20 protein-coding genes and 1 pseudogene are annotated in these 18,112 nt (G+C 45.8%); 5 read left to right on the top strand and 16 right to left on the bottom strand.

What is annotated here, in order from left to right:
• Positions 1 to 368 precede the first annotated feature (368 nt).
• The 4 genes from ACXAGR_RS17705 to ACXAGR_RS17720 all read left to right on the top strand — a co-directional run bounded on the left by ACXAGR_RS17705 (position 369) and on the right by ACXAGR_RS17720 (position 7,494).
• Entirely contained in the window at positions 369 to 4,445 is a 4,077-nt protein-coding gene (locus tag ACXAGR_RS17705; protein ID WP_474851598.1) for a S8 family serine peptidase, read from the top strand.
• Positions 4,446 to 4,531: 86 nt separating this feature from the next.
• On the top strand, positions 4,532 to 5,683 hold the full coding sequence (locus ACXAGR_RS17710) for a PepSY-associated TM helix domain-containing protein (protein WP_474851600.1): 1,152 nt from the start codon (positions 4,532 to 4,534) through the stop codon (positions 5,681 to 5,683).
• A gap of 1 nt (position 5,684) precedes the next feature.
• Positions 5,685 to 6,158 (top strand): hypothetical protein, encoded by a 474-nt coding sequence (locus ACXAGR_RS17715; RefSeq protein WP_474851602.1) that lies wholly within the window; start codon positions 5,685 to 5,687, stop codon positions 6,156 to 6,158.
• Positions 6,159 to 6,303: 145 nt separating this feature from the next.
• Entirely contained in the window at positions 6,304 to 7,494 is a 1,191-nt protein-coding gene (locus tag ACXAGR_RS17720; RefSeq protein ID WP_474844523.1) for an NRAMP family divalent metal transporter, read from the top strand.
• On the opposite strand, the gene ACXAGR_RS17725 is transcribed toward ACXAGR_RS17720, so the two are convergent.
• From ACXAGR_RS17725 to ACXAGR_RS17790, 14 genes are all read right to left on the bottom strand, one after another.
• A complete protein-coding gene (locus ACXAGR_RS17725) occupies positions 7,489 to 8,127 on the bottom strand; it encodes a Vat family streptogramin A O-acetyltransferase (protein ID WP_474851604.1) in 639 nt (212 codons plus the stop codon). The genes ACXAGR_RS17720 and ACXAGR_RS17725 overlap by 6 nt on opposite strands.
• Positions 8,128 to 8,158: 31 nt before the next feature.
• Positions 8,159 to 8,596 (bottom strand): energy transducer TonB, encoded by a 438-nt coding sequence (locus ACXAGR_RS17730; RefSeq protein ID WP_474851606.1) that lies wholly within the window; start codon positions 8,594 to 8,596, stop codon positions 8,159 to 8,161.
• Positions 8,597 to 8,641: 45 nt separating this feature from the next.
• On the bottom strand, positions 8,642 to 9,172 hold the full coding sequence (locus tag ACXAGR_RS17735) for a hypothetical protein (protein ID WP_474851608.1): 531 nt from the start codon (positions 9,170 to 9,172) through the stop codon (positions 8,642 to 8,644).
• Complete coding sequence (locus ACXAGR_RS17740) at positions 9,169 to 10,026, bottom strand: acyl-CoA thioester hydrolase/BAAT C-terminal domain-containing protein (RefSeq protein WP_474851610.1); 858 nt, start codon at positions 10,024 to 10,026, stop codon at positions 9,169 to 9,171. The genes ACXAGR_RS17735 and ACXAGR_RS17740 overlap by 4 nt, the downstream gene beginning before the upstream one ends.
• A gap of 103 nt (positions 10,027 to 10,129) precedes the next feature.
• The gene (locus ACXAGR_RS17745) at positions 10,130 to 10,531 is read right to left on the bottom strand and encodes a GFA family protein (RefSeq protein WP_474851612.1); all 402 of its coding nucleotides are present in this window, start codon (positions 10,529 to 10,531) and stop codon (positions 10,130 to 10,132) included.
• Between the two features lie 176 nt (positions 10,532 to 10,707).
• Positions 10,708 to 11,142 (bottom strand): GNAT family N-acetyltransferase, encoded by a 435-nt coding sequence (locus ACXAGR_RS17750; protein ID WP_474851614.1) that lies wholly within the window; start codon positions 11,140 to 11,142, stop codon positions 10,708 to 10,710.
• Positions 11,143 to 11,270: 128 nt separating this feature from the next.
• Complete coding sequence (locus ACXAGR_RS17755; protein ID WP_474851616.1) at positions 11,271 to 11,468, bottom strand: hypothetical protein; 198 nt, start codon at positions 11,466 to 11,468, stop codon at positions 11,271 to 11,273.
• A 99-nt stretch (positions 11,469 to 11,567) separates the two neighbouring features.
• Complete coding sequence (locus ACXAGR_RS17760; RefSeq protein WP_474851618.1) at positions 11,568 to 11,936, bottom strand: hypothetical protein; 369 nt, start codon at positions 11,934 to 11,936, stop codon at positions 11,568 to 11,570.
• A gap of 129 nt (positions 11,937 to 12,065) precedes the next feature.
• Positions 12,066 to 12,446 (bottom strand): VOC family protein, encoded by a 381-nt coding sequence (locus tag ACXAGR_RS17765; RefSeq protein ID WP_474851620.1) that lies wholly within the window; start codon positions 12,444 to 12,446, stop codon positions 12,066 to 12,068.
• 167 nt (positions 12,447 to 12,613) lie between these two features.
• On the bottom strand, positions 12,614 to 12,901 hold the full coding sequence (locus ACXAGR_RS17770; protein ID WP_474851622.1) for a hypothetical protein: 288 nt from the start codon (positions 12,899 to 12,901) through the stop codon (positions 12,614 to 12,616).
• Between the two features lie 238 nt (positions 12,902 to 13,139).
• On the bottom strand, positions 13,140 to 13,601 hold the full coding sequence (locus tag ACXAGR_RS17775) for a hypothetical protein (protein ID WP_474851624.1): 462 nt from the start codon (positions 13,599 to 13,601) through the stop codon (positions 13,140 to 13,142).
• 201 nt (positions 13,602 to 13,802) lie between these two features.
• Positions 13,803 to 14,066, bottom strand: a complete 264-nt coding sequence (locus tag ACXAGR_RS17780; RefSeq protein ID WP_474851626.1) for a Txe/YoeB family addiction module toxin — start codon at positions 14,064 to 14,066, stop codon at positions 13,803 to 13,805.
• A complete protein-coding gene (locus tag ACXAGR_RS17785) occupies positions 14,059 to 14,313 on the bottom strand; it encodes a type II toxin-antitoxin system Phd/YefM family antitoxin (protein ID WP_303575219.1) in 255 nt (84 codons plus the stop codon). The genes ACXAGR_RS17780 and ACXAGR_RS17785 overlap by 8 nt, the downstream gene beginning before the upstream one ends.
• 133 nt (positions 14,314 to 14,446) lie before the next feature.
• A complete protein-coding gene (locus ACXAGR_RS17790) occupies positions 14,447 to 14,797 on the bottom strand; it encodes a hypothetical protein (protein WP_474851628.1) in 351 nt (116 codons plus the stop codon).
• Positions 14,798 to 14,937: 140 nt separating this feature from the next.
• Between ACXAGR_RS17790 and ACXAGR_RS17795 the strand changes: the two are divergent.
• Positions 14,938 to 15,979, top strand: a pseudogene (locus ACXAGR_RS17795) (IS110 family transposase).
• A 406-nt stretch (positions 15,980 to 16,385) separates the two neighbouring features.
• Here the strand turns inward: ACXAGR_RS17795 and ACXAGR_RS17800 are convergent.
• Entirely contained in the window at positions 16,386 to 16,736 is a 351-nt protein-coding gene (locus tag ACXAGR_RS17800) for a hypothetical protein (RefSeq protein WP_474851630.1), read from the bottom strand.
• A gap of 130 nt (positions 16,737 to 16,866) precedes the next feature.
• Positions 16,867 to 17,904 carry a DUF5677 domain-containing protein gene (locus tag ACXAGR_RS17805; RefSeq protein WP_474851632.1) on the bottom strand — a complete coding sequence of 346 codons (1,038 nt, stop codon included), beginning with the start codon at positions 17,902 to 17,904 and terminating at the stop codon, positions 16,867 to 16,869.
• Positions 17,905 to 18,112: the final 208 nt, after the last annotated feature.

An 18,112-nucleotide genomic window follows, 5' to 3' on the forward strand; every position in this document is an offset into this window, starting at 1 on the left:
GTGGTGCCACTACGGCAATATCGATAGTGATAATGCTAGTGTGAATTCTCAAAATACGTGTTGCTAAATGCAGGTGGTCCCATCAATAAGGGAAAATGGTTATCCGCCTCAACAGGATTCACGTGGTCATTTTATCCTACGGTTTTAACATTGATTTAAAATAAGACCACACTTAACTTTACATTAGCCGTCCCGTATAAAAAGTTTAATGAAAGACAATGGTTCATAAGCCGTTCATATTTAAGAAGGTATACTTTTACGTACTGATGTTCAGGCAGCCTGAGTGTAAAACTCGCCTGTGATATATAAAATCTGGTATAAGCTTTTAACTGAAAAAGTAAAAACGCGCGCGGCAACGGGAGAAGTGTATGAATTGTCGAATCGCCTTAGCGGTTTCATTTGCGCTGAGTAGCAGCATTATTTCATTACCGCTGATGGCGGATACGGCAAAACATAAATCCGGTAAATCCGTTTATATTGTTGAACTGGATGAAAGTCCTGTGACCACCTATGAAGGAGGTGTGCAAGGTTTTATCGCGACGTCCTCAGAAAAAAGACGCAATAAGTTAAATACACGCTCTGATGCAGTCGTTCAGTACCGCCGTCACCTTAAGAACCGCCAGTCAACTGTATTGTCAGCCATCGCTGATGGCACAGACACCCCAAAAGCCCTTGCACAGTATCAACTGGCCTTTAACGGTTTTGCTGCAAAGCTCACCCCGGCGCAGGCGAAAACCTTGTCACAAACAGAAGGGGTAAAAAAAGTACGCCGTGACACGTTACACAAACTGAATGCCTATGTGGGACCGGCCACTATCGGCGCCCCGCAGATGTGGGACGGTACAGAAACCTCGTCCGGCTCTGATGTGCTGGGTGAAGGCATGGTGGTTGCGGTTCTGGATACCGGCATCAACACAGATCACCCGTCTTTTGCGGCCACCGGTGACGATGGTTATGCTCACACCAACCCGCTGGGTAACGGAAATTACCTCGGAGACTGTGCAGGAAGCTATCCTGCTTTGTGTAATGACAAGCTCATCGGCGTATACAGTTATCCGGCGATTGTTAATGCCTATTCCGACACTGATATTTTTCCGTCAGGACTCCCCGAAAACGGTGAGGATTACAACGGTCACGGCTCTCATGTAGCAGCAACCGCTGCAGGTAACATTCTTTATAATGTTGCTGAAGTGATCCCCGACTACGATCAAACTGTCAGTGACGGTGTGGAGACCGGTTATATTTTTGAAGAAGTCTCCGGCGTTGCACCGCATGCGAATATTATTTCTTATCAGGTATGCTATCCCGGTGAAGATGATGACACTTATACCGGGTGTCTTGAGTCCGTCATGCTGGATGCCGTTGAAGATATTATTGACAGCGGCATTGTAGATGCCGTGAACATGTCGATTTCCGGTGGCGACTTTCCCTGGGACGGACCTTTAAACCGTGCGTGGCTGAATGCCCATAATGCCGGAATTTTTGTTGCCCAGTCTGCGGGCAATGACGGGCCCGATGATGCAACAACTGACAAGCATGCCCCCTGGATGACCGCTGTTGCTGCTACATCTCACGGCATCACAGTGTCGTATGAAAAATCCATCACAAACTTTTCCGGTGGCAGTTACACCCCTTCCGCTATGCAAGGTTTCAGTAACACCAGTTCAATTACCGCTGATATCGTGTACGCCGGCGATTTTCCCAACGGCAACGATCCATCCGGCGATCCCGGTCAGTGCCTGGAACCCTATCCTGCCGGTACATTCAGCGGACAAATTGTTGTTTGTGACCGTGGTGATATTGCGCGGATCCAGAAAGCTAAAAATGTCGCTGAAGGCGGTGCCGCAGGTTACGTGCTGGCTAATGTGCAGGGCGGTGACAGCTTTCTGGCTAACGATGCCTACGTAGTGCCGGGTATTCATATAGATGCTGATGCCGGCGATGCACTGAAACAATGGCTGGCATCCGGTTCCGGTCATCGTGTAACTATCACTGACGCATCCGCTGAGGTTGTCACTGATGAAACAACCGCAGATAAACTGGCAGACTTTTCTTCCCGGGGTCCGAACAGTTCAATCAGTACATTGTCGCCCGTGATTTCTGCTCCAGGTGTAGAAATTTATGCTGCATGGGCAGATGAACACTATGGACATGAAGAATCCGGACCTGCCCCTGCTGACTATGCGTATTCATCAGGTACATCCATGGCAAGTCCCCATGTAGCCGGCGCGGCTTTGCTGCTTAAGCAGGATCATCCGTCCTGGACACCTGATAACATCCGCTCAGCCATGATGATGACAGCCAATACCGGTGTGGCGCTTTCAGGCACAGATGTTGCGGCCAACTGGTTTGAAATGGGCGCAGGCCGTCTGCAGGTTGACGCGGCCACTCAAACCGGGCTTATTATGCAGGAAACAGCGGCGAACTATTCCGCTGCAAATCCGCAGGAAGGCGGCGAACCGCGTTCTCTTAACGTGCCCGCCGTAGTGGATGAAAATTGCGTCACCTCATGCAGCTGGACCCGTACAGTTACGGCAACACGGTCAGGAAGCTGGCAAGTGACTGCAACAGCAGTGACGTCCGGATTAAGCACAACGGTATCGCCCTCCTCTTTCTCGCTGGCAAGCGGACAGTCGCAGACCCTCACGTTTACCATGGATACCCTCGGAACCACTAACTACGCCTGGGCATATGGCAGTGTAAATCTCACCAGCAGTACCTCACCTGATTTACACATCCCCGTTGCTGTGTATGCTTCAAATGGCAGTATTCCTCAGTTTGTTGATTTGACAGCCCACCGGAATGAAGACAGCCGTTTACTTAAAGATGTTACGACAGCAGAAATTGAGTCTTTTAACTTTGAGTCTTACGGATTAACACAGGTAACCACCGTGGTTGAGACAGTCAGTGAAGATCCGACACCTGATGAACTGTTTGATTCTGCCAGCGGTACTGTGATCACAGAAATCAACGTAGAAGACGGTGCGCTGCGTTTGTATGCGGAAATTTATGATGCCACCGCCAGTGACCTGGATTTGTTCCTTGTTTATGACGCCGATGGCGATGGCAGCCCTTCAGACGATGAGATCCGCGAAGAAAGCAGTTCCCTTGAAGCCGATGAAGTCGTTGACCGCCTCAATCCCGAAGCCGGCACCTGGTTTATCGTGGTACAGAACTGGGAAGGCTCTTCAGCCTCCTCCGACAGTTATATGATGGATTATGTGCTGGTGGATACTGATGACGAAGGCAACCTCACCGTTTCCGGTCCGCAAACTAATGCGGCCCTCTCGCCCTTTGATTTACGTATTTTATGGGATCTTGGAGACAGCAGTGAAGGAGATAAATTCTTTGGTGCTTTCGCGCTGGGTACCAGCAGCAGCGAAAACAATAATGTTGGCGTGACCCATGTTGTCATTGAACGGGAAGAAAATGATGTCTACATGTCGGCGCCTGATGATGGCCGTGTGAATAAAGGTGGGCAGCAGACCTTCAACGTAAATATCATCAGCAACACAACCGGAGAAGATCGCGATTACACCGTAGGCGTCACTCTGCCTGACACGGTTTCACTGGTCGCCGGTTCTGTATCTGATAATGGCAGTGTCACCGGTAACCGTGTGTACTGGGAAGTCACTCAACCAGACAGTGAAAGCACCGGCGCTGATGCACAAACATCAGCTGCTGCAACCTTATCGTTTGCGGTCACAGTGGAAGACAGTGCGTCCACAGGTCCGCTATCTCTGCAGGCATCCTCAGTAGTAACAAATATCCCTGGTGCAGGCTCTGAGAATGCAGCCGTATTCAGTGACGTGCAAGTCGAAGGCGCACCGGTAGTCACGATTGCCGGCGGTTCAACAGCCACAGCCGTTGTGTCATCAGGCAACAGCCTGTCTGTAACAGCAGAAGCTGACGAGCCTAATGGTGATGCGGTAACCTGGTCGTGGGAGCAGTTATCCGGTCCGGCATTAACTTTAAACGGTACGAATACTGCGACAGTAACGATTGCTGCGCCTTCTGTACAAAGTGACACAACCGCTGTACTGCAGGTAACCGCAACCGATCCATCAGGCAATCAATCTGTGGCATCTGTCACTGTCACCATTTCGCCGAATCAACCTCCGGTATTATCTGTTACATCTCCTGCCAGTGTCAGTGCTGGCAGCACAATCACCATCAGGGCAACTGCTACCGATCCGGAAAACGACACACTCTCATTTACCATCGATGGTGTAGACGGTTCCGTTTATAGTACTCAGGCCCCGGATTCTGCAGCAGGCTCGTCAGTCTCTTACACTGTAACGGTGAGTGATGGCATCAATACGGTCACAGATACCGTGAGTGTTGCCGTGACTGAACGTCAAAGCTCAGGTGGCGGCGGCAGTACCGGAATTCTGGCTCTGCTGCTGGTGCCGGTTATCGTATTTCGCAGATGGGTGCGTATGTAAAAAAGAATTAATATCATTTCTATTGAAAGCGATATTCGCTAGAATCTGCAACCGGTAATGAAATTATACTTTCGGACAGGTCTTGCATGGCGCGTGTGTCTAATCGCTTTCTCTTTCAACTCCACGGCTGGTTTTCACTCCCCGTGTGGGTGTTATTCAGCTTCGTATGTCTGACAGGTACTGTGGCGGTCATGAGCCATGAATTTGCCTGGCTGACCAACGAAAATATCCGTGCAGTAAACCCTGATAACCGTCCGGCACAATCTGTTGCAGAGTCTGTCGCCACCGTTAAAAAGACCTTCCCGGATGCAGACGTTACCGGCGTCAGCGTACGGGAAAGCTACATGGCTCACGAAGTCATGTTTACCGCTACAAGCAAACCTTTTGCCATTGCATATGTTAATCCTTACAGCGGTGCTATCCAGGAAGTAAACGATGGTGTCACCTTTATCGGTTTCATGCGTACGTTGCACGGATGGCTGTATTTCCCGTGGCATGGCAGTTACAGTCTTGGCTACTATCTGGTTTCTTTAATGTCTGTGGTCATGCTCGGGGCGTTAATAACCGGATTGCTCGTCTTCAAGAAATTCTGGCAGGCATACCGTAACCCCAAAATTCGCAGCCATCAGGGACCGCGTACACTGACCGCAGACTTACACAAACTTGCCGGAGTATGGTCCATCTGGTTCATGGTGATCATGAGCGCAACTGGACTTTGGTATCTTATTCAGTCTGTCATGTGGCATGCAGATATTGAAGTGGATCCCTGGCCGGCGCAGCTTGACGCACAATCGCTTCCGGTATCCTCTCAGAGTACGCCAACAATGCCGGTATCTCTGGCTCAGGCCATTACAAAGGCAGAGAATACCTTCGACAATTTTCAGACCAGTTATATCATGATGCCGGAACATAACCGGGACACTTACAAATTGTACGGGGGCGGCAATAACCCCTTTTACGACGGTGCCAGTTTCCAACTGGCAGTTAACCCGTGGAACGGCGAGATCACGCAAACCATTAACCCGCAAAATATGGATGCCCTGCAAACCATTATGCACATCGCTGACCCCTTACATTTCGGGACTATCGGCGGAATATGGACAAAGCTGTTGTGGTTTGTTTTCGGTTTAATCCTCTCCGGTATGTCTGTTTCGGGTTTCATTATGTGGTATTTACGTCTGGCAAAAGCGCGAACAGCCAGCCGGAAAGCAACAGCTGCACGTTTACAGGAGGCTTAACATGGCCCGCTTAAAGAATAAAAAAACGGCGTCAAAACGCTACTGGTTAAATGCACTGTTGCTGATATTGCCGGTCGTGTTTATCTATCAGTCATTTAATCCTGAATTTCCCGCCAGTCTGCCGGAAACCCAAGCTGGTGATTTCACGCTGACGGCAATGCCTTATGATGAGGACAAACCCTACCAGCATGACGGTCTCTACGTGAAAGATTTTCTGGTGATGTTTCAGGACGGTGGTGTTGATGAAATCAGACAGGGCTTTTTAAATATCGGTGACAAACCATTGCCAATTGAAGAAGCACAGCAGCATGAACTCGGTATTTTACATGGCACACGACACGGACAGCATGTGCACGGTCTGGCTCAGGAACGCATCACTGCCGGCCAGAAAATTTGGGTAACATTGCAAACCTGGGATGGTGAAATTCATCAGGGCTCATGGGATATCCCCGCACATCTTATCAGTGACGTTTAATCTCTGATCTCAAAGCAGTTTGTTGTACACTGTGCCAACTCATCTGAATTAATTCTTCTGTAGCAGGAACACAGAGTTGGCACATTCCACCTTTTCCCTTGCCGGTTTGCGGCATCTTACACAGCTTCTCGGCCCCGGCGTACTGATGGCAACCGCTGCCATAGGTGGCAGCCACCTCGTTGCATCCACACAGGCCGGTGCAAATTACGGCTGGCAACTGGCATTGCTGGTGCTGGCGGTCAACATACTCAAATATCCTTTTTTCCGGGCCGGGGTCAGTTATACCATCAGTACCGGTGAAACCTTGCAACACGGTTATCTGCAGATGGGCAAAGGCTATCTGATCACCGCCCTGTTACTGAATGTCATTTCTTCGGTTGTGAATGCCGCTGCTCTGCTGATGTTTGCAGCCAGCCTGCTCGGCTACTTTGTACCCTTTACAACCAGTATTCCTGTGTTAAGTGGTATTGTTCTGGCTGCCATATTGTTCATATTGATTGCCGGACATTATTCAGCCTTAGACAAAGTTTCCAAAGTCATTATGGTGACACTGGTCATAGCCACGCTGGGTGCTACCTTTATGGCCTGGCAAAATGGTGCTGTGGCACCAGATGATTTTGTTTCCCCCTCGCCCTGGACAATGGCAGCAGTCGGATTTCTGGTAGTTACCATGGGGTGGATGCCTGCCCCTATTGAAATCTCAGGTATCACCTCGTTGTGGCTTAAAAAACAAAAGCAGGAGCAGTCAGTTACCCCGCAGTCTGCGCTGTTCGATTTTAATCTGGGCTATTTTACAACTATGCTACTGGCACTGGTGTTTCTGGCACTGGGAGCCCTGGTGTTACACGGTGCCGACAACACGCTGGCCTCTGGAGGTATTGGCTTTTCAAAGCAACTGGTGGATTTATATGCCGGCACTATCGGTGAGTGGGCCCGCTGGTTAATAGCCGTAGTGGCATTTTTGTGTATTTTCGGCTCCGCCCTTACGGTATACGACGGCTATTCGCGGGCTGTAGCAGAGGCAGCGATGCTGCTTAAAGGGCAAAAAGATACGCCGGAAAGTATTTTTATTGTCGTGCTCAGTGCTGTTGCTGTAATCAGTTTTGGCATTGTGTTGTTCTTTAAATCTGCCCTGCTCGCCATGCTTGGATTTGCTATGACACTGGCCTTCATGACCACGCCGATGTTTGCTCTGTTAAACCATAAACTGGTAAAACAGGCTGCACTAAATGACGACGTAAAAGCCAGCCCGCTGGTAACGCTGTTAAGTTATGGTGGTCTGATTTATCTGTTCGGGTTCCTGGCGTTGTTCATTGCATGGAAATGGTTTTTATAAACCGCCGGCTGTGCGGAGTGCATGAATGTCCGCCCCCACTATCGCTTCCAGATTGGCGGTGATTTTCTCTGCACTCCAGTTCCACCAGGCAACAGACTCCAATGTTTCGATAATACTTTCCTCAAAACGGTATTTAATGACTTTCGCAGGATTGCCACCCACCACGCTGTAAGCAGGCACATCTGCAGTGACAACGGATTTGCTGGCAATGACTGCCCCGTTACCTATTTTTACCCCGGGCATTACCAAAGCCTCGTAACCAATCCATACGTCATTGCCAATTTCAGTGTCCCCCTTATAGGGTAGATCTTCATCGCCAGGCATCACTCTCTCCCATCCATTGCCAAAAATTTGAAACGGATACGTAGAGAAGCCTGAAATTTTATGATTGGCTCCGTTCATAATGAATTTCACGTCTTTGGCGATGGCACAAAATTTTCCGATAATCAGCTTATCGCCAATAAAGGGAAAATGATAAAGCACGTTGCTCTCAAAGCGCTCAGGACCGTCCGGGTCATCATAGTAGGTATAATCGCCTACAATGATATAGTCAGAAGTAATAAAGTTCTTCAAATATCCCACTTGCGGGAAGCCCGCCATTGGCGATTTGTTATCAGGATTGGGGCCGTTCATTACTTGTCCTTCATTCGATGAAAACCGGAGGTTATTCACACAACATGGATGCCTGCTGCTGGCACTTTGAAACAGATTCGTCCTGAGAGCTTCCTCCCATGCAGAAATCCAGCCTTATCAACTGTTCTTCACCAGCCGGTGACTTACCGTTTGCCAGGGTCCAGTTCCACTCTTTTATAACTCCGGTTGCCGGCCCGGCAATACCTTTCTCAGGTACTGAACTGACAAGCGTGATGCTGCTAGTTGTACCGTCTTTATCGACACTAACTTTAAATATTCCGCAGCCGGTAACCCCTTCCATCGCCATTTCAATGGGGTAACGAGGCATAAATTGCTTATCCCTCAGCCAGGTTGCCTCCGTCTTTATCGGCTCAATGTGCGTTAATTCCACTGACGCATAATTGGCTGCGGCCACCCCGGCGGCGGGTAGTAAGAACTGTAGTGCTAAAAATATATTTCTGTATTTCATAAACCCTTCCTTTGTGAATGAAAAACACGCTGTAAAAATAGCCTCTCAATCGTCACGCTTGATGTCGAGGGTAGCATCCTCGAAAATGGGTACGAAATCTTCAGTACTGTCCAGTTTAAGAAGTACCGATAAGTTAATACTCTGAAGATCTGGCGGAACATTCTCAAAGCCCGTATCAACAGAGAAACCAAATTTCCCCTCTGTATCGTTCTTCAGCAGTTGCTGCACTTCATGAAAATTTTTGACAGATTCTTCGTTCAGCTCAAAAGTATATTCTGTTTTTGCCTCATCAGAAGCAAGCCAGCCTTCTTTGGCAGGGATGGCACGAGTTTCGAGTATTGATAGTGGAAACTTATAAACCCTGTTTACTTGTTGACTTTCTACCTCAAGACCGAGGTTAACTTTTTCTATATCAATTTCGACAGGCTGGTCAATAATCAGCCTGGCTTTAATATCTTCGGGCTCAAGGCTGACAAAATCACTTTTTTGAAAAGTGCTGAACTTCATCATTGTAGTAAGGGGAATGCTCGCACACCCACTGACAACGAAAACCATCAGAAAACTAAGTACTTTCACTCTCCTGCCCCCACACTATCTAAAAACTCACGATTCAATTCTTCAGAACCGTCCAGTAACTTGTAGTACAGCAAATGATCAAGTTCCGGATAAGAAAAGTGTGTACACGAGGATGATTCATTTTGCCTCATCCTTTCACAAATACTTTCAGCCATTGAAACAGATGGCCAGATTTCATCTTTTCCACCGGAAAACAAATACACGCTTCCTTGTATTTCTTCTGCTTTGATTGACGCTTTACCGCCATCTTGTCTGTTGGCTAATGACTGGGAATAAAGATCGAGTAAACCACTGACGGCCCCCGTCGGATTAAATTGGACGTAATCCAGCTCCTTTTGGCCGGAGGTCCAGCTGGAACCGGGTGTTTTTTGCCAGTCATTCAAAATACCAGCCCAAACTACCGCACTTGGTGCAATCGCGATAACACGGTTAAATGTGGCATCTTTTGAAGCCAGCAATAGCGATAATTCAGCCCCTTTCGACCATCCGGCCACAGTCAGGTTCTCGTTTTCAGGATGCTTATGAAGGAGCCATTTTTTAGCTTTATCAAAATACTCTAACGGTATTTTTTCCAGTTCATCGGGCAGTGATTCTTCCTTAAAATAGGCAACAGCCAGGACAGGAAACTCATCAGCGGCTATAACGTTTGCAAGTCTGGAAGGAATACCGCCTTCTGAACCACCCAACACAATAACAGGCTGTCTGGCTGTACCGGCAGAACTGACTGAAGGTTCATAGTAATGCCCGACAAAGCCATTTTCTTCAACGTTGAGTTTTTGAACGTCAGTTCCTGATGCGAGAGCATGGAAACAACATGACAAAACAAGTAACAACACGCTTCTTTTAAATTTCACTAAAAAACACTCCTTTGTGAGGTAACCAATTCCTCAAAATACAGCTGATTTACTGCGCTATAGCGAGTCGCGAGCGGGTTTGTGGGATTGTATGGTTCGTGTATCACTCTGGCAGGCCACCGAACTTTGGTACGTCTTCTAACGTATTATTCCACGCAGCTTTGCCGGATATGAAGATATGTGCAGTTGGTAATATAGATATATCAGTATCCAGACACCCTGCCGGAACAACAAGTAAGTCTGCTATCTGAGTGTTAGGTAATGCCGAGCCACACCGCATACAAAAGCTTTTGCTGTGACGAGTGCCCGGCAACGTAAAGGTAGTGACCACATCCGGCCCAGACAGCCAGACTAATTTAGCTGAGCTTGAGAAAAGATTTGCCGCATGAGCAGAGCCCGTGTCTTTTTGGCAGTACTGGCAGTGACACAAATAAAAGCAATCAAAATCCCCTCGCACCTCGAATTTTACGGTGCCGCACAAACAAGAACCATAATACATAGTCATAAAGCCTCCTCTTGTTGCCTTAATATCACGGGTTCGTAATACCGAGGGGGCACAAACACGTTGTACGGTAAGATCTAATGATGCTGTAAGAACTAAACCGGCTACTCACCCCGTGAGGGGGACAGAGCTTAAGCGTTATGGTCCCCGCAAGCGTTACGAAATCCTTGTGTAATTTGTTATTTACGTGTCTGTTCGTAGACAGAGGGTTGCCATACCTGCATCAAAATTTCCGGATTGGCAACTGACTGAAAGCCAAACTGTGCGTACAAGCCATGCGCATCGCTGGTTGCCAGCATGAAGCGACGTAAACCCTGAAGCTCCCCGTGTTGACATATTGCTTCCATAAGCAGTTTACTGATGCCAAGCCCACGATAGTGTTCAAGCACGAAAACGTCGCTCAGATAGGCAAATGTGGCTTTATCAGTAATCACACGGGCGAAACCTGCTTGTTCATTGTTACTGCCATAAGCACCAAACACGAGTGAATTTTTTAAAGACCTTTCAAAAACCTCAAATGGAATATTCTTAGCCCAATATGAATTGGAGATAAATGAATATACGAGATTAATATCCAGGTCTTCAAAGTTTGTAGAAATTTTAAATCCGTTCAACTATATGAATTCCTTTGAAGAGTAAAACAACCGCACGCCGCTGCAAATATTTCTATTAGACAGTAGCAGGCAAAGCACAAGATTCCCGGATTTTTTCCCGGTAGCAGTTGCGAATAATAATGCCGCTTTTAGATCGCACTTTCTGCTTCATGTTCAATTAAAAGTGTATAAGAGCTGATAACACCGGCAAAGTTACAGTTAGACTGAACGGATATAATGTTCCAGCCATCACCTTCAATTTCGGCGATTTGTTGGTTTAATAAATCTAAATCTGGCTCCGTAAGAAACCAGTTCTTCTTTTTTGAAAAGTGCACTATTTTTCGCATTAAACTTTCCTTGTTCATTCCTTATCGAATCACCGTTTTGCGTGCTGTTTTTAAGAAATTCCTCCAAACATCGATGGCAACCATTCCGGTCACATATTCTTAAAAATCGTCCCCAAACAGCAACTTACCACTCGCAAGTTGTCCATCCCAGTCAACGGTTTTAAAAGCGTTGCCTTGCTCATTGAAGTGCAGATACATTTTTTGACGACCAGATTCGAGGACCACTAGATCTTCTTCCCTCGCAATCCAGGCAACAGAAGACCAACTTTGAAGTTTTGTAATACTGCCATCTTCGGAAAAGGAGAAAATATATTCACGCTCTCTCCAGTTGTAAGACCACGTAGAACCGGCAATTTTTGATTTAAAAGCAACTCTCGCTACCTCTCTGTCAAATTTATCTTCACCAACTGCTTTAGGAAAAAATTCAAACAAAATCAGTGCTAATATAATTAGAAAAGTATACTTCATTTAACTTCCTTGTTCTTGCTCCATAGTTCCCTGCTCAGGGGTATCAATACACAGGCTAAAAATAGTTGAAAAACGACGCAGCCCATTTGTTAATGCTCCGGTAAACCTGTCAGCGACTTGAGTGCCTTATTATAAGCGTTTTTCAACTTTCCAGGGAGGATTTAAACGGTTCTCACCTGCCCGGTAAAGCTTGATTTTATTACCAGACGGATCTTTAAGAATAGCCTCTTTCCATAGGTACCTTTGTTCTGTTGGTAGTTGTTCAAATTGAATACCACTCTGGGACAAATCAGCACACAGTTCATCAAGTTCTTCATGCTCGAAGTAGATTACAGATCTGTTTTCAAACTCTTCAGTTTCGAGTGATAAGGAGAAAGTCGAGTTACCTTCCGGGCAAGAAAATCTGGAATAATGCGGCGTATCGACAATTTGAGTAAAACCGAGCTTCAGATAAAAGTTAACGGCAGCATCCATTTCTTTTACTGGCAAAGTAATTTGATTAAGTTCCATTTATACTCCGGAAATATAAAAACCAAATAAAGTGGCTGCTAGCGGTCCAATTCGATTGTTTTGGTTTTGAAAAAATTACGATTAGTTACCAGGCATCTGCATACTGTTTATTTGCTTTGAAAGCCTCGATTTCTAAAGGTGCTTTATCATACCCAAATTCAGCTCTGTTATGTGTCATGATTTAACAACTTCTGAATAGCTTCCGGGTCTTTTGCAATTTGACGTTCGATTATGTTTAGCAACGCCTGCTCAGAGACACCAAAAAAACCAAACCATATATGCCCTACCAACGTCATGGCAAATACCGGTGCAAGATATGATAAATACTTTGTAATCCCCATGCTGTCATAAAAAGGGAATGCAAAAACGAATAGCAATAAAAATAATGATGTGGTTTTAGCAATTGCCACACCTTTTTTGGCTTTGACGTAGTCCTTTATCTCTGAACTTTCCATTCTATTAGTCCTTAAATTTCTGCTAGCGCAAAACCGACACGAAGCGTGAAAATCATGTGGGCTACAATATCAAACGATGCTCCAGGGTTCCAAGTGTTACTGTCCCGGCGGCCCTGCGAGCGACTAAGTATTTATATGGATAATTCTTCCCTAATTTCCCCACAACTTCTTCAAAGATGAGTAACGTGAGGCCCGGAGTTTGGCTGCAACCAAAGTTGGCTGCGTGGCAGTGTGATTGTTATATCGCGAGTTTGCCCGCAGCCTCAGAACCTATAGATTGGTTTATTTTGTGTTGAAAGTAAATGACATGAAAGAAGCTGCTAAGAAAAGGGCCCAGCCACAACGCATTGCCTTTTGAGACGTTATTTATTCTGTTGATCCTATTTCTGACTTTGATAATCCATACGATATGAAATATTGCCGACAGCAAATGAAGAAGTTTAGCAGTAATCAATAATGCTACTGGTGCAGGGAAAAGAAAATAGTAGATGAGAGCAAGTAGAGAAACTAAGTGAATAGAAATTGCAGTTGTTGTGAAAGCCTTTGAAATATAACTTTCCGTTTTTGAATTGAGTATTTTAGTCAGCTGCCACAAGCGGAAAATGACGTAAAGCCCAAAAGTGAAAACGCATAAGGCTAGGACTATGACTACAGATTTCTCTTTAAACACACTATTTGACCGAGACATTTCTTCTTCCATGAAATAAACGTTGGGTCATTTATGCGGTCTATTGATTAATTTTCAAGCGTGAAGACATTGCCGGAATGTACCTTCGCGATACACCCCCCCATAAAGAGCGACATCTTATGGGCTAAAAATCCGGGCGAAGCGACAGAGCCCACGTGTTACTGTCCTAGCGAACTTGCGAACGACTTAATGTCGTTTGTTAGCTGCCAAATACTAGTAATGGTAACGACACGAGATAACCGTAATTGCGATGTCATCCACGGCATATACCAAACGGTTTGTGTCATCTATTCTGCGAGACCAGAAACCAGAAAGATTTTCTTTAAGAGGTTCAGGCTTTCCAATTCCATCAAATGGAGAACGCTTAACATCCGAAATTAACTTATTGATACGTTTCAAGGTTTTCTTGTCTTGAGTCTGCCAATAAATGTAACTGTTCCAAGCTTCATCAGTCCATGATAACAACTTGTTACTCATCAATAAGTTCTCGCCGGGTCGTTTTTGCCGCTTTAAACTGTGCTATTGAACGATTTAAGTGTTCAGCGTTCGCTGGAGAACGGAGTAGATGAACGGTTTCCATAAGGCTGTTGTAGTAATCTAATGACATTACAACAGCATCTTCAGAGTCGCGACGGGTGATTACTGTTGTATCTGCATCATTGATTACATTGTCCAAAACGGCCTTTAGACCATTTCGTGCTTCGGTAAAAGAGACAATTCTCATTTTTCACCCCACTTGTACATTATATGGGACAAGTTTAGACCGAAAATGAGCACATGTACAGGATGTTGTGCATTAATGTATCGTGACAGCTAATACCCTGTTTAGGGTCGGAGCGAGTGACTCTATTTGTCTGTTATGCGTCGACTCTGTGAATTGGAGTACCTACTAAATCAACTACAAGAGTATGACACTCAACCTCAAACCACTGTTTAAACATTTTCAATGTTCGCTTCCGGGGCCAAAGGCTTTCATCTACATACCAGCTGAAAAGCTCATTTTCGAACAGGTTCTCATAGTTGAGCTTTATCCATTTATTCACGATGTCGGGCGTGTCTGCATCTTCGTCACGGATAAGAAAAACTGTTCGTTCATGGTTAACCTCCTCCAATGTCATTTTCTCACCATCGGGGTTTGGATCTGCGGCATTTATCCAGTCAATTGCTGGTTGCTTATATTTGAGCATAATAGCAGCTCGATTAATCATGCATGTTCTCCAAGCACATAGACACAATGACTCCCTGTGAAATGCTAGCCTCCGCATTTTCGTGGGTTAGCTGAAAGCCACCGGAGCACCGGCCGGAACCATAATTAGTTTGCTTAAGACTAATTCATTTGGAGGCTAGCATGAATAAACATAGCATGATTTTTATCGGCTTGGATACGCACAAAGAATTCCATGAAGTAGCTTATTGTGAAGAACAACGCGGGGCGAGTCCTGTTCACTATGGCCGCATACCCTCTTCCAAAGTTAGCGTTAAGAAGCTGCTCCGTCAGTTCGAATCGAAATACCCCGGTGCCACACTTCACGTTGTTTATGAAGCCGGTCCCTGTGGTTACTGGATATACCGTCTCATCACCAGTTTGGGTCATTGCTGCTATGTTGTCGCCCCTTCCCTCATTCCTAAGAAACCCGGTGAGCATATTAAAACTGACCGTCGGGATGCGCTTAAACTTGTCAGGTCACTAAAGTCTGAAGATCTCACCCCTATCTATGTGCCTGAACCGGAAGATGAAGCAATTCGTGATTTAGCCCGCGCCCGCGAAGCAGCAATGAAAGATTTAAAAGAAGCTAAATATCAGCTGAAAGCCTTGTTACTTCGCAACAATATTCGTTATGAAGGAACGGCCAACTGGTCTAAGAAACACTTACGCTGGTTGACCGAACTGATATTACCCCATCCTGCCCAGCAGATAGTTTTGCAGGAACAACTTCAGACCATTGTTGGTGGCGGTGGGCGTGGTAGCAGAACTTGGCGATTTACAACGCTTCGATCATCCCAGAAAACTCATGGCGTATTTGGGGTTAGTCCCCGGTGAACAATCCTCCGGGGGCAAGCGTCGCCCGGGGGCCATTACCAAATCCGGGAATGGCAGGGCCAGACGCCTGTTGATTGAAGGTGCACACAGTTACCGATACCCGGCGAACATCTCAACCGATTTACAATTAAGGCAGGAAGGCTTACCCAAAGACATCGTCGATATTGCCTGGAAGGCCCAGCTTCGCCCGTGCAAACGCTACCAGCGCATGATTAAAAAAGGCAAACACTACAATCTGATTATTACCGCGATAGCCAGAGAAATGGCTGCCTACATCTGGGCAATCGCAAAAGAAGTGGTACTCACACCGGTTAATCCAAAACTCAGATTAAGCAGGGTACCCGCATGATAAACGAGTTTGAGCTAACGCATTCGGATCGGGCCGCGGAAAGTGGCACAACCTACGAGGGTGTTATGATGGCAATCACTTAACCGTGATTGACCCACGAGCATAGACTGATGAGAAGGTGTCACGGCGGATTGAGTAAGGTCAGCTGTGCTTATTCCTCGAATAAGTAACCTACGAATACCAGCATACCAACCGACGAATTTACTGCCTCATCCGGTGCGTTAGCTCATTTAATTTTAATGAGAAATACAACTGATTATGGACTGCAAGAGTGTCAGGGAAGTGCTCGTTCAGGGTTGACAAAGGGAGTCATACCAACACCCGCATAACGGGCAAAAACACGTGGGCTAAAATACGGAACGAAGTGACGGGAGCCTACGTGTTAGTGTCCCGCTGACTTGGTTTGTTAGGCATTACTTTTTTTATCTTCTTCATGTTTTAAAGAGATACCTGCTAACCAATCCAAAAAGAAACTAGCAAAATACATAAACCCGATAAAAAGCCACCAGTTGGTTGGAACCGACTTATCGCTGATAGATTTGACAACATCTTTATGTAGCTCTTCAGTTAGTTCTTCAGGTAATCCGTCTTGAGCAACAGACAATGCAGCTTCCCATACACCAAACAACATCATTATTGCGATGGTCAAAATCATTATTTTAGTAGATAAGTGCTCTTTATAGAGCGAAGGCTTTTGCCATGCAGCAACCAGGAACATGGTAACGATTCCCGTCATAATATATTTTTCTTCAAACATCTGTACTTTCCTTGATGCCTAACGCTCCAATCACCGGGCCGGCGGAGTGGAGCAATTTTTGTGGTATAAAGGAGCGTAGCGACACCACAAATAATTGCGCAACGTAGCTGGCTCCGCGTGCATTGGCTTGTTATATGCTCTTTTTGTCACACTCTAGAAGAGCATTCCCAATTTCATCTGCCAACGATAATACAATCTTCATGCAAACTATATCGTCTATATTAGGAGCCAGCGATAGCAAGGTGCATGTAAGTTGAGAAAGCGTTATCGCAGTTGAGTGTGCCGGATCTACCATCCCTGAATTACTCGGACCAACCTGAAGGATATCTTCTTTACATTCCACAGTACCGAGTGAATTTTTAATGGTTTTAACATTTGCATGTATCGTTTGACTAGACCATTTATAATATGGCCTCCAATGGTCTAAGCCTACTACTTCTTCTAGCGTTGAAAAGTTGGGCCTATTACTGTTTACAAACGATGTGGCCCAACCATATGGATTCTTGAACTCGTTGCCATACTTATTAACAACTCGATCATAGTCTTTCTTAAAACCATTAATTTCATTATCGGAAAAACCTTTTGCATTAATCCTAGGCTCATATTTATTCAGTTGACATGCACCTTTATAGGCCTCAACAAACTCATGATCTAGATATCTCATCGTAGCCTCAGAGCCAAACTTTGACAGGAACATGGCCGTTACATTTATTTCGTGCAATGCTCTCCATCTAGCATGAGCTCCATCCGCGAACCCATTAGTAAAGAGCGTCAAGATTTCTTTCGAAATAAGACAGCCTTTCGCATGCAATCTCACTATAGTATCAAATGTAATATCATTTTCTTTAACTGCCTCAGGCCGATATCTAGAATTAAATTCGCTTCCTGCCTCAGTTGATACCTCGATTAACAGCTCTAGAAGATCGAATCCTTCTTTCCAGCGATCAATATTTCTTTCAACAAAATCCGAATGAATGGCTCTTCGTTCAGCTAAACCAGCCTCAGCTTCTGACTTTATTGACTCAAGGATATCGTGAGGTAGATGGTCAAGCATTTCTGTAATAGTTTCGGGGAGAGCCTCGGTAATTCTTTCAAGCTCCTCTTCACTTTCAGCTGATTCAATTAGCTCTTTTACAACATCGTCGAATGAGCTTTGCAGGATATCCATACTCTCCCCCTCATATAACACCCCGCTTAGGGGCACAAACACGTGGGCTAAAATCAGAGCGAAGCGACAGAGCCCACGTGTTACTGTCCCAGGGAGCTTGCGAGCGAGTTAATGTGATTGATACTTATTGAGCCTTCTCCCCAGCTTAGCCAATTTCTTGGCTAAGCTGGAAGGCGACCAAACCAAAACGGAGAAGACTCAATGCAAT

The sequence above is a fragment of the Alteromonas sp. ABH4_457 genome, assembly GCF_056160625.1.